This window comes from Nocardia yamanashiensis NBRC 100130 (genome assembly GCF_001613325.1).
Taxonomy (GTDB): Bacteria; Actinomycetota; Actinomycetes; order Mycobacteriales; family Mycobacteriaceae; genus Nocardia; species Nocardia yamanashiensis.
Genome location: NZ_BDCD01000021.1, coordinates 62,309 through 75,128, shown reverse-complemented (window position 1 = coordinate 75,128; position 12,820 = coordinate 62,309). Strand labels below are relative to the sequence as shown.

At 67.1% G+C, this 12,820-nt stretch carries 8 protein-coding genes; 1 reads left to right on the top strand and 7 read right to left on the bottom strand.

Annotation, left to right across the window (positions count from 1 at the left end):
- Positions 1-149: 149 nt before the first annotated feature.
- The 5 genes from NY1_RS24640 to NY1_RS24620 form a co-directional block, all read right to left on the bottom strand.
- Entirely contained in the window at positions 150-1,160 is a 1,011-nt protein-coding gene (locus tag NY1_RS24640; RefSeq protein ID WP_067717932.1) for an alpha/beta hydrolase, read from the bottom strand.
- Positions 1,161-1,195: 35 nt separating this feature from the next.
- Complete coding sequence (locus NY1_RS24635) at positions 1,196-1,894, bottom strand: hypothetical protein (protein WP_067717929.1); 699 nt, start codon at positions 1,892-1,894, stop codon at positions 1,196-1,198.
- Positions 1,895-2,052: 158 nt separating this feature from the next.
- Positions 2,053-3,090, bottom strand: coding sequence for an adenosine deaminase (gene add / locus NY1_RS24630; RefSeq protein WP_233434463.1), 1,038 nt, complete (start codon positions 3,088-3,090; stop codon positions 2,053-2,055).
- Positions 3,083-4,057, bottom strand: coding sequence for an isopenicillin N synthase family dioxygenase (locus NY1_RS24625; RefSeq protein ID WP_067717926.1), 975 nt, complete (start codon positions 4,055-4,057; stop codon positions 3,083-3,085). The genes add and NY1_RS24625 overlap by 8 nt, the downstream gene beginning before the upstream one ends.
- Positions 4,054-5,445, bottom strand: coding sequence for a purine-cytosine permease family protein (locus NY1_RS24620; RefSeq protein ID WP_067717923.1), 1,392 nt, complete (start codon positions 5,443-5,445; stop codon positions 4,054-4,056). The genes NY1_RS24625 and NY1_RS24620 overlap by 4 nt, the downstream gene beginning before the upstream one ends.
- Before the next feature lie 127 nt (positions 5,446-5,572).
- Here NY1_RS24620 and NY1_RS24615 point away from each other — a divergent pair, with 127 nt between their 5' ends.
- Positions 5,573-6,166, top strand: a complete 594-nt coding sequence (locus NY1_RS24615) for a helix-turn-helix domain-containing protein (RefSeq protein ID WP_084535297.1) — start codon at positions 5,573-5,575, stop codon at positions 6,164-6,166.
- A gap of 111 nt (positions 6,167-6,277) precedes the next feature.
- Here the strand turns inward: NY1_RS24615 and NY1_RS24610 are convergent, their stop codons facing one another.
- Positions 6,278-7,747 carry a glutamate synthase subunit beta gene (locus tag NY1_RS24610; RefSeq protein WP_067717918.1) on the bottom strand — a complete coding sequence of 490 codons (1,470 nt, stop codon included), beginning with the start codon at positions 7,745-7,747 and terminating at the stop codon, positions 6,278-6,280.
- 29 nt (positions 7,748-7,776) lie between these two features.
- Entirely contained in the window at positions 7,777-12,426 is a 4,650-nt protein-coding gene (gene gltB / locus NY1_RS24605) for a glutamate synthase large subunit (protein WP_067717915.1), read from the bottom strand.
- Positions 12,427-12,820: the final 394 nt, after the last annotated feature.

Sequence of the window (12,820 nt, the reverse complement as noted above, 5' to 3'; positions counted from 1 at the left end):
TGGTTACCCGCCCGTTATGAAATGCGCGAACCTCGCCTACCCGACGAGATCGGCGACACACCGTGCATAACAATAAAGGCACGTTGCCGCCGCTGCCACCGAGCCTCGGAAAACGTCCGAAATCATCCGATTTCCGTCCGATTCGGCGCTCACCGGACCAGCGCGGCCTCCAGGATCGGCCAGGAGCGGTGCAGGGCGTCCTGCCAGTACCGCCAGGAATGCGTTCCGCCGGACCGGAATTCGACCTGGGCCGGGATGCCGAGTTCGCTCAGGCGGTCGGCGAGCCGGTGGGTGCACAGATTGGTGGCCGCTTCGATCATGCCGCCGAGCACGATCTGATTGGCCAGCGTGCTGGTGCGGCCGGCGATGTTCGGGGCCTCGAGGGTGTCCTCGGTTCCGGGCAATCCGGTCGAGTTGGAGATGTACAGGGTGAGCCCCCGCAACTTCTCGGCATTCAGCACGGCGTCGTGCCGCGCCCAGGCCGGATCGTCGTCGGGGCCGAACATATTGCGCACGTCCGCGCCGGACCGTTCCATCACCAATCGCACGAAGGCGCGGCTGGTCTCGTCGTTCGTGGACGCGCAGCCGCTGTAGGAGCCGACCGCCCGATACAGACCGGGCGCCGCGATGGCCAGATTGAGCGCCGAGGTGGCCGCCATCGAGATGCCCGCGATGGCATTGGCTCCCGAGGTGTGCAGCGCCGCGTCGATGATGGGCGGCAGCTCCCGCGTCAGGAAGGTCTGCCACATATTGCGGCCGAGTTTGGGATCGTCGCGCTGCCAGTCGGTGTAATAGGAGAACTTGCCGCCGATCGGAATGACGACATTGACATTCTTGTCGGCGAAATACTGCACGATATCGGTCTGCTGGAACCAGGTGGCGGCATCCTCGCCACCGCCGGCGCCATTGAGCAGATACAGCGTCGGCCGCGGCGCGCTGTTGTCGGCGGGCAGGATCACCTGCAGCGTGATGGTCTTCTCCATGGCGGCGGAATACACGTGCAGCAATTGCACCCGGCCGCCGGAGCCGTCGACGTAGAGCAGTTGCGCGCCATCGGAATCGGCGCTCGCCGCACCGATGTCACCGGTCTGCCCGGCGAATGCCAGAGCCAGCGCGAGAGCGGAGAGCGCGGCCAGTCGCGACAGTTTTCGGATGAACATCGGTGCGGTCCTCATCGATTCCGGGAAAGCGGGGATCAGCTGCCGAGGAACTTCTTCAGCATGTCCGACAGGATGTCGCTGAAGGATCCGGTCGAGCTGAGCTGACCGTCGGCCGAACCGAGCCCGTTGTCGCCGAGGCTGCCCAGCACGGTCTCCCCGGCATTGGCGCCGCGGGCGGTGAAGCAGGAGGTCAGACCGGACATCTCATTGCTGACGCCGACCGTGCCGGCCACGCCGACGCCGCCGCTGGTGACCTGCTGACCCGCCTTGATGCTGTCGTTCAGCGGGTAGGTGATGGTCAGCGTGACCGGGTTGCCGGAGTTCACGAACCAGCCGGTGCTGGTGACCTTCCAGCCGCCGGCGTTCGGCACCGCGGTGACGTCCTCGGTGCGCTGGCCGGTGCCCGCGTGGTAGGCGGTGACCGAGGTCTTGATGGGCGCGCCGAGTCCGGCGGCCGGGAAATCGGTAATGGTGTTGACGTACGGATTTCCGATTCCGGTGGTGCCGACGACGATCTTGTAGGTCACCGTGGTGCCCACGCCGATGGAATCCGCGGTCGCGTACTTCTCGTACGTGTGCGTGATTCCGACCGTGCTGATGTCTTTCTTGGTCTCGAAACTCCGGACCTCGCAACCACTCGCGGCATTCGCCGTGGCGGCGTCCAATCCGACGGTCAATCCGGCAATAACCAGAGCGGCCGAGGCCGCGGCGGCAGTCGTCCGAGTCCGGAACATGGTTTCTCCTCCGAAGAGCCCGGAATTCGTTCCGGGACAAAAGAACAGCAAGCCGAGCTCTGCGGATACTCGGAGGTGATCCAGGCCACCCGAGCGCCTAGTAAACAGGTGTAACTGGTCTCCTGTCCAGGATTTCAGGAAATTGACTAGAACATGTTTCAGAACATGCTGGTCCGGGCCCTGAGCGCGGTTTTCTCGCTTTCGTCGAGCCACGCCGCGGCGATCCCGGCGGCCGTGAAACGCATCAACTGTTCGGGACCGTAGTCGAGCGCGCGCACCAGCGCGGCCAGATCCTCGGTCGGATCCGTGCCGAACATGGGCGGATCATCGCCGTCGATGGTCACCGCCAGCCCCGCGTCCACCATGGCCGCGATCACCGCGTGGGTGCCGTCGCCGGAACCCGAATAGCGGCCGATATCCGAACTCACCGGGGTGCAGGTGAACGGAATGCCCTCATCGCGGCAGCGCCGGGTCAGCTCCGGATCGGTGACCACGTGATAACCGTGATCGATGCGCTCGCAATCCAATACGTCCAGCAGCGTCACGATATTGCGCGGCGGGCCCGACTCCGAATGCGCGGTGCGGCGCAGACCGTTCCGCTTGGCCAGCGCGAACGCCTCCGCGAAACGCTCCGGCGGGCCGGTGACCTCCTCGTAGTCCAGCCCGATCCCCACGATGTCGTCGGTGCGGTGCGCGATCACCTGCCGCACCAGCTCCACCCCGTCGGCCGGATCGGCATTGCGATTCATGGCGAAGATCAGGCGGCACTTGATGCCGTGATCGGCCTCGGCATCGCGCAGTCCGGCGGTGATGCCCTCGATCATGGTCGAATAGGCCACCGTCGGATGCGACGGCGGACTGATGAACAGCTCCCGGTAGATGACATTGTGTTCGGCTGCGAGCGTGAGGGTTTCGTAGGTGGTGCGATGGAAGTCGTCCTGGTCGAGCATGACCGCGCCGACCAGGTCCAGCACCCGCAGGAACTCGCCGAGGTCCTCGTAGGACGCGTGATCGTAGAGGTTCTCCGCGGTCCGGCCGTCCGGCATGGGCACGCCGTGCTTGGCCGCCAGCTCGGCCACCGTGCGCGGCTGCAGGGTGCCGGTGAGGTGGCAGTGCAGGCTGACCTTGGGCATGGCGGCGGCGAAGGCCAGCTTCTCGTCGAGACTGGGATTTCCGGCAATGACGCTGTCAGGCAATGGAAGCCGCTTTCGCTCGTTCGGTCATGTAGTCGTGCGCGCGCACCGGCGGATAGTGCGCGCCGCCGCCGATCGGCGGGTCGAAGGGGACGATCTCCAGATCCATGTCGATCTCGTAGAAGCAGATCAGCGAGATCAGATCCTCGTCCGGCGCGACGGCGGGCGGCGGCAGCACCCGGTGCCGGGTGGAGCGCCAGCGGTCGCCGGTCCAGCGCGCCAGCATGTCGGCGATGTTCACGGTGAAAGCGCCGGGCACGTTCGGGGCGTCGGCCCAGTGCCCGTCCCGGGTCAGCACTTGCAGCCCGCCGTAACCGATTTCGCGATCCAGGATGGTCAGGGTGCCCCAGTCGGTGTGCGCGCCGACCCGGTACTGCCCCGCGGCGGCGGGGCCGGTCACCGTGATCGGCGGATAGCGGTTGATATTGATGGACTCCGCGGCCCGCCCGGCGCGGGAGACGAAATAGTCCGGTTCCAAGCCCAGCGCGACGGCGCACATCTCGAGCAGATCATGGAACAGCACGCGGACCTGCGCGGTGTAATCCAGCACCAGATCCCGCAATTCGGGCACCTCGGCCGGCCACACATTGGGCGGGAACCAGGCCGCGTCGAGCACCGGATCGCCGGTGCTGAGCTCCCGGCCCGCCGTGATGGTCTCCTTCAGATCCGGTTTGGCGGCATCCGGCGCTTCCCCGTAGTACGAATTGGCTTCCACGCCGGTGGCCAGCCAGCCACGCCCGCCGACCGTGGTCGCGTACGGCTGTTTCACCGTCGTGGGCAGGGTGAAGAACTTGCGTGCGGCGGTGCGGATCTCGGTCATCAGCGCGCGCTCGATGCCGTGCCCGGCGACCAGGAAGAATCCGGAATCCCGCATGGCGGTGTCCAGCCGGGCGGCCAGCGCGGCGCGCTGGGGCGGGGTCCCGGTGCGCCAGGCGGCGATATCGATGAGCGGGATATCGGGTGCGGTCACAGCGTGATTCCTTCCGTCGCTTCGGTATTCGGTACGCTCCGGACCGGCCGCGCGCGGCGCGCCAAGAGCAGGTAGGTGAGGCCGCCGACCGCGAGCCCGGCGAACACCGACAGGTCCAGCCCGCCCAGTGCCTGCGCCGCCCAGCCCGACCAGATGGTGGTCACCAGGCACAGGCCGGACGCGGCCATGCCCAGCGCCTGGGCGATCAGCCCGGGTGTTCCCCAGCGGGCGGGCCGCTCCAGTTCCGCGTCCGAGTAGCTCGCCCGGCGCAGGAAGTAGTCCACCACCAAGATGGCCGACCACGGGGCGAACCACACGATCATGAAGAGCAGGAAATTGCTGAGCGCGGTATTGAAATCGCCGGAGGCCAGCACGATTCCGGCCAGTACGGTGCAGGCCACCGAATCCAGCGCGACCGCCGCGACCCGGCCCAGCGGTACGCCGGCCGCCTGCAGGGTGAGACCCGAGGAGTACAGATTCAACCCGTTCAACGATCCCAGCTGCACGATGAGCAGCAGCAGGAACGGCACCGCGAACCAGGTCGGGAAGGCGGCGGGCAGCCCTGACACCACATCGCTCGCCGCCGGGGTCAGGAATCCGACGCCGACACCCACCAGCATGAGCAGGATCTGCGGTACGCCCGCGCCCAGCGCCACCGCGCCGACCACCCGCCGCCGGTCACTGCCGACCGGCAGGTAGCGCGCCACATCGGCGGCATTGGGGGTCCAGCCGAGCCCGGAACCACTGGCCACCAAGGCGATTCCGCCCAGGAACGCCGCCCAGCCCGCATCCGGCGCTTCCGGCACGGTGAGCCGATCGGCCGTCAGATACGCCAGCACCGCGAAACCGGCCGCGAACGGCACGATCAGGGTGCGCACCGTGCGCAGGATGGCGGCGTGGCCGAGCAGGGGCAGCGCGCTCTGGGCGAGCGAAAGCGCCACCATCACCAGTAGTTTCCCGGTGCCGCCGATTTCCACGCCGGCCATATCCAGCAGTGCCGTCACGGCCAGCACCATCAGCACCAGATCGAGCACCTCGTACCCGACCTGCATGAGCCAGTTGAGTAGTGCCAGCGGTCGATTGCCCCAGCGGCCCATGATCGAGCGGCTGACCACGAAGGTGGGCGTGCCGGCCGCCGGGCCGATCAGGCTGACCAGTCCGGTGGCGATCCAGGTCAGATTGCCGATCAGCACCGCCAGCAGGCATTGCAGCGGGGAGAGACCGAAGCTCACCAGCAGCGCGCCGTACACGACGGTCAACGGGTTGAGCACGATGCCGCCCCATAGACCGGCCAGGTGGAAGGGGGTTCCGCGCCGTTCTCCGACGGGGACGCGGTCGATGCCGCGTTGCTCGACGGTGAACCGCCGAGTCGTTGCCGTGCCTTGCATGATGGCAACTCCTGATTACTCGATAGGCTGTGGGCAATGCCCGGAGCTGATCGCTCTGAGCAATCAGAATTGCCATATCGAGTTACGACAGCAGTCGGTGACGGTTAAGGTCAGGTGAATCCGCCCGGTGGAATCCCTCGAAGAGGACCGAGTAGCCAGATCAGTCGGCGCGCTGCTGCGTGAGCTGCGCGAGAAGGCCGGGCTCTCCACCCGCGCCCTCGCCGCGAAAGCCGGTATCAGCCAGGCGTTCCTGTCGCAGCTGGAGCGCGGCGCTTCCACCCCTTCGGTTTTCACCATCTACCGATTGGCCGAAGCCCTTGGGGTATCCCCGGGAACGCTGCTCCCCGCCCCCTCCCCCGCCGCCGAACTGGTTCGCATCGTGCGCGCCGACGAAGGCGATCTGATCCCCGTGGCCGATCGCCCGGATTCCGCCATCGGCCGCTTCATGACCCTGGGCACCGATTCCCAGTTGGACATCAGTGAATACGTCATAGCCCCGGGGCAATACGCCTCCGAATGGTGGCAACTCGACAATGACGGCGAGGTGGCGATCTACGTCGTCCGCGGTCGCCTCGACATCGAATTCGAGGGCGTCGGCACGTACAGCTTCGGCCCCCGCGACGTCGTCGCCCACCCCGCCACCCTGCGCAATCGCTGGCTCCCGGTGGACGACAACCCGATTCACCTGACGGTGACTATGACTCGCCCGCAGCCGAGCTGAGGCTGAGAGGGGTTTGGGGGGCGGCCCCCAAACCCCCTCAAAATCGCGAAGCGCCCGTGGACCGTAAGGTCCACGGGCGCTTCATAGTTCCGTCTCAGCCCGGAGGCTGAATCAGCGCTGCGCCACCATGGTGGGGGTGATCGGCGACGGCAGGGCGGTCTCGCCCTCCAGGAACTTGTCCACGGCGGCGGCCGCGGCGCGACCCTCCGCGATGGCCCACACGATCAGCGACTGGCCGCGGCCCATGTCACCGGCGACGAAGACGCCGGGAACCGTGGTGGCCCAATCGTTGTCGCGCTTGACGTTGCCGCGCTGGTCGTAACCCACGCCCAGGCCCTCGAGCAGACCGTTCTTCTGCGGTCCGACGAAGCCCATGGCCAGCAGCACCAGGTCGGCCTCGAGGGTGAAGTCGGTGCCTTCGACCTTCTCGAAGCGGCCGTTCACCATCTTGACCTCGTGCGCCTGCAGGCCGGTGACCTTGCCGTCCGCACCGACGAAACGCTCGGTGTTGACGGAGAACACGCGCTCGCCGCCTTCCTCGTGGGCCGAGGAGACGCGGTACATGAGCGGGTAGGTCGGCCACGGGGTGGAACCCGCGCGCTCGGCCGGCGGCCGCGGCATGATCTCGAACTGGTGGACCGACTCCGCACCCTGGCGGTGCGAGGTGCCCAGGCAGTCCGCGCCGGTGTCGCCGCCGCCGATGATGACGACCTTCTTGCCGCGCGCGTTGATGCGCGGCAGGCCGTCCTCGTCGGTGATCTGATCGCCCAGCTGCACCCGGTTGGCCAGCGGCAGGAACTCCATGGCCTGGTGGATGCCGTCCAGGTCGCGACCCGGGATGGGCAGGTCACGCGCGATGGTCGCGCCACCGGCCAGCACCACGGCGTCGAACTGCGCGCGCAGCTCGTCGGCGGTGATGTCGACGCCCACGTTCACGCCGGTCTTGAAGATGGTGCCCTCGCCCTCCATCTGGGCGATGCGGCGGTCGATGAACCGCTTCTCCATCTTGAATTCCGGAATGCCGTAGCGCAGCAGGCCGCCGATGCGGTCGTCGCGCTCGAACACGGTCACGGTGTGACCGGCGCGGGTCAGCTGCTGGGCAGCCGCGAGGCCGGCCGGGCCGGAGCCCACCACGGCGACCTTCTTGCCGGTCAGGCGGGTCGGGTAGACCGGGGTGACCCAGCCCTCGTCGAAGCCGTTCTCGATGATCTCGACCTCGACCTGCTTGATCGTCACCGGATCCTGGTTGATGCCCAGGACGCAGGACGCCTCGCACGGAGCCGGGCACAGGCGGCCGGTGAACTCCGGGAAGTTGTTGGTCGCGTGCAGCCGATCGAACGACTCCTTCCACGCGCCCTTGTACACCAGGTCGTTCCACTCGGGAATCAGGTTCCCGAGCGGGCAGCCGTTGTGGCAGAAGGGGATACCGCAGTCCATGCAGCGGCTGGCCTGCTTCTGCAGGGTCTCGTGGGAGAACTTCTCCTCGTAGACCTCTTTCCAGTCCAGCAGTCGCAACTCGACCGGACGGCGCTTCGGCAGTTCCCGGGAAGTGTGCTTCAGGAAGCCTTGTGCGTCACCCATTTACGATCTCCTGACAATCGAACGTCATGTCAGCCACGAGCGGCCTCCATGATCGCCTCGTCCACGTTCCGGCCGGCCTTTTCGGCCTCGGAGATGGCGAGTAGAACCTTCTTGTAGTCGCGCGGCATGACCTTGACGAACTTGGTCACCTCCTGCGACCAGTCGCTCAGAATGCGTTCGGCCACAGCGGAACCGGTCTCGGCCTTGTGCTGGCCGATGGTGTCGCGCAGCCATGCGGCCTCGTCGGCCGACAGCGCCTCGAGATCGACCAGCTCGGTGTTGAGGTTCTTCTCGAAGGTCCCGTTCGGGTTGTAGACGAACGCGATACCGCCGGACATACCCGCACCGAAGTTGCGGCCGGTCTCACCGAGGATGACCACGCGGCCACCGGTCATGTACTCGCAGGCGTGGTCGCCCACGCCCTCGACGACCGCGGTCGCACCCGAGTTGCGCACCGAGAAGCGCTCGCCCGCGACACCGCGGATGAAGGCCTGGCCGCTGGTGGCGCCGAACAGGATCACGTTGCCCGCGATGATGTTCTGCTCCGCCACGTACGCCTCGGGCGCGGACTGCGCCGGGCGCACGATGATGCGGCCACCGGAAAGACCCTTGCCGACATAGTCGTTGGCGTCGCCGAAGACCCGCAGCGTGATGCCGGCCGGGACGAACGCACCGAACGAGTTACCGGCGGAACCGGTGAACGTGATGTCGATGGTGTCGTCGGGCAGGCCGACGCCGCCGTACAGCTTGGTCACTTCGTGGCCGAGCATGGTGCCGACGGTGCGGTTCACGTTGGTGATCTTGGTGTCGATCTTGACCGGCTTGCCCCGCTCGAGCGCGTCCGCGGCCTGCGCGATCAGCTCGTTGTCGAGGGCCTTGTCCAGACCGTGGTCCTGCGTCTTGGTGGCGCGGCGATCCTGGAACATGAACGCCGTCTCGACATCGTCGAGGATCGGCGACAGGTCCAGCTTGCTGGCCTTCCAGTGCGCCTTGGCCTCGGCGGTGTCGAGCAGGTCGACCCGGCCGATGGCCTCGTCCAGCGTGCGCAGACCCAGCGAAGCCAGCAGCTCACGCACCTCTTCGGCGATGAACAGCATGAAGTTCTCGACGAATTCCGGCTTGCCGGTGAAACGCTCACGGAGAACGGGGTTCTGGGTCGCGACGCCCACGGGGCAGGTGTCGAGATGGCAGACGCGCATCATGATGCAGCCCGAGACCACCAGCGGCGCGGTGGCGAAGCCGTACTCCTCCGCGCCCAACAGCGCGGCGATCATGACGTCGCGGCCGGTCTTCATCTGACCGTCCACCTGCACCACGATGCGGTCGCGCAGGCCGTTGAGCAGCAGGGTCTGCTGGGTCTCGGCCAGGCCGAGCTCCCAGGGGCCGCCCGCGTGCTTGAGCGAGGTCAGCGGCGAAGCGCCGGTGCCGCCGTCGTGGCCCGAGATGAGCACGACGTCCGCGTGCGCCTTCGACACACCCGCGGCGACGGTGCCGACGCCGGGCTCCGCGACCAGCTTCACGTGAATCCGCGCCTGCGGGTTCGCGTTCTTCAGGTCGTGGATCAGCTGCGCCAGATCCTCGATCGAGTAGATGTCGTGGTGCGGCGGCGGGGAGATCAGGCCGACGCCCGGGGTGGAGTGCCGGACCTCGGCGACCCACGGGTACACCTTGTGCGCCGGCAGCTGGCCGCCCTCGCCGGGCTTCGCGCCCTGCGCCATCTTGATCTGGATGTCGGTGCAGTTGGTCAGGTAGTGCGCGGTCACGCCGAAGCGGCCGGAAGCAACCTGCTTGATCGCACTGCGCCGCCAGTCGCCGTTCTCCTCCGGCTCGAAGCGCGCCGGGTGCTCGCCGCCCTCACCGGAGTTCGAGCGACCGCCCAGGCGGTTCATCGCGACCGCGAGGGTCTCGTGCGCCTCGGCCGAGATCGAGCCGTAGGACATGGCGCCGGTCGAGAACCGCTTCACGATCTCCGAGGCCGGTTCGACCTCTTCGATCGGAATCGGGTTGCGGCCCTTGGACTTGAACTTGAACAGGCCGCGCAGCGAGGCCAGGCGCTCGGACTGGTCGTCGACCAGCTTGGTGTACTCCTTGAAGATCGAGTACTGACCCGAGCGGGTCGCGTGCTGCAGCTTGAACACCGTGTCCGGGTTGAACAGGTGGTACTCGCCCTCACGACGCCACTGGTACTCGCCGCCGACCTCGAGCTCGCGGTGCGCGCGCTCGTTGCGGTTCTCCAGGAACGCGACCTTGTGGCGCTCGGCCACCTCGCCCGCGATGTCGTCCAGGCCGATGCCGTCCAGCGGCGACTTCAGGCCGGTGAAGTACTCGTCCACCAGCTCCTGGCCCAGGCCGACGACCTGGAACAGCTGCGCGCCGCGGTAGGAGGCGATGGTGGAGATGCCCATCTTGGACATCACCTTCAGCACGCCCTTGCCGGCGGCCTTGTTGTAGTTGTAGACGGCCTTCTTGTAGTCGGCCGCGAGATCGCCGGTGCTGCCGGGCATCTGCAGCGCGCCACGCTCCAGCATGTCCTCGATCGACTCGAAGGCCATGTAGGGGTTGATGGCGGCGGCGCCGAAGCCGATCAGCAGGGCCATGTGGTGCACCTCGCGGGCGTCACCGGCCTCCACCACCAGGCCGACCTTGGTCCGGGTGCGCTCGCGCACCAGGTGATGGTGCACGGCGGCGGTGAGCAGCAGCGACGGGATCGGCGCCAGCTTCTCGTTGGACTCGCGGTCGGACAGGATGATGATGCGCGCGCCACCGTCGATGGCGGCCGAAACCTGCTGCTGCACAGCGGCAATGGCCTTGCGCAGCCCCTTGCCGCCCTTCTTGACGGGGTACAGGCCGTGCACGACCACCGAACGCAGGCCCGGGTGCGAGCCGTCGTCGTTGATGTGGACCAGCTTGGACAGCTCGTCGTTGTCCAGGATCGGCTGGGTCAGGGTGATCTGACCGCAGGACTCCGGTCCCGGGTTCAGCAGATCGGCCTCGGGGCCGACCATGCTGCGCAGCGAGGTGACGACCTCTTCGCGGATGGCGTCCAGCGGCGGGTTGGTGACCTGCGCGAACAGCTGCGAGAAGTAGTCGAACAGCAGGCGCGGCCGCGACGACAGCACCGCGATCGGGGTGTCGGTGCCCATGGAGCCGAGCGCCTCGCCACCGGTCTGCGCCATCGGCGACATCAGGATGTTGAGCTCTTCGGTGCTGTACCCGAAAATCTGCTGGCGGATGAGCACGCGATCGTGCGACATGTGCACGTGCGGGCGATCCGGCAGGTCCGACAGCTTGGTCGGGCCGTTGTCCAGCCACTCCTGGTACGGGTGCTCGTTGGCGAGCGCCGACTTGACCTCGTCATCGCTGATGATGCGGCCCTGCTCGGTGTCCACCAGGAACATGCGGCCGGGCTTGAGGCGGGTCTTCTGGACCACGGTGGCCGGGTCGATGTCCAGGACGCCGACCTCGGAGGCCATCACGACCAGGCCGTCCTCGGTGACCCAGATGCGGCCGGGGCGCAGACCGTTGCGGTCCAGCACCGCGCCGACGTAGCGGCCGTCGGTGAAGCACACCGAGGCCGGGCCGTCCCACGGCTCCATCAGGAAGGAGTGGTAGCGGTAGAAGGCGCGCTGGGCCGGGTCCATGGACTCGTGCCGTTCCCACGCCTCGGGGATCATCATGAGCACCGCGTGCGGCAGGCTGCGGCCGCCCAGGTGCAGGAGCTCCAGGACCTCGTCGAAACGAGCGGTGTCCGAAGCCCCCGGGGTACAGACGGGGAAGATCTTCTCCAGGCGGTTGTTGCCCTCGGAGTCGGTGCCGAACACATCGGAGTTCAGCAGCGCCTCGCGCGCCCGCATCCAGTTCTCGTTACCGGAGACGGTGTTGATCTCGCCGTTGTGGGCGACGCGCCGGAAGGGGTGCGCCAGCGGCCACGACGGGAAGGTGTTGGTGGAGAAGCGGGAGTGCACGATGCCCAGCGCCGACTCCACGCGATCGTCCTGGAGGTCCAGGTAGAAGGCGCGCAGCTGCGGGGTGGTGAACATGCCCTTGTAGACGAAGGTCTCACCGGAAAGGCTCGGGAAGTAGACCGATTCCTTGCCGACGCTGCCCTCACCCGCACCCTGCTTACCGAGCTCGTGCTCGATGCGCTTGCGGATGACGTAGGCGCGCCGCTCCAGGTCCATGCCGGAGAGCTGCTCGGCCGCGTCCTTGGGCGAGGCGATGAAGATCTGCCGGAAGGTCGGCATGGCGTCGCGGGACAGTGCGCCCAGCGAGGAGCCGTCGATCGGCACCTCACGCCAGCCGAGGACCTCGAGGCCCTCTTCGCGGACGATCTTCTCCACGCCGTAACCGGCGCGGGCGGCCTCGCGGCGAGCCTGCGGCAGGAAGGCGATACCGGTGGCGTAGGAGCCCTCGGCGGGAAGATCGAAGTCGACCACTGCACGGAAGAACTTGTCCGGGAGCTGGATCAGGATGCCCGCGCCGTCGCCGGAGTTCGGCTCGGCACCGGCGGCACCACGGTGCTCCAGGTTCAGCAGGGCCGTGATGGCCTTGTCGACGATGTCGCGGCTGCGACGGCCGTGCATGTCGACGACGAATGCGACACCACAGGCGTCGTGTTCGTTCGCCGGGTCATAAAGCCCGCGGGGTCCAGGGGACCTGTGGCCAGGAAGTTGCGTCATGCCTCTGCCTTCACAAAAAACAGGCCTTCGGTTTTTTGTGGCCACATGAATGCGGCCGCCGTCGAATGCCTCCGTCTAGACTGCGCCCGGACGTTTCGGAGACCAGCCGCGCTGATGGCCTTCCCGTGCAGTCAACTCTCCAGTTGTCCACCCGCTTCGGTTCACGTACGTAGTCGGGTGCTCGGCGGTAACTCAGCCCTTACGTGCTGGCTACCTGCCGTGCCGTTCTCCACCGTTAGTCTGGGCACCGATCGGGTGCCCGCCTTATGGGGAGAATTGCCGAACTTGTCGCGTTCGGCGTAAGAGCAAACGATAAGTCAGGACTCGAGCCCAACCAACTTAGGTCGCACTAATAATCGTGCCTAGCTGGGCTTCTTCATCGATCCTCCACTAC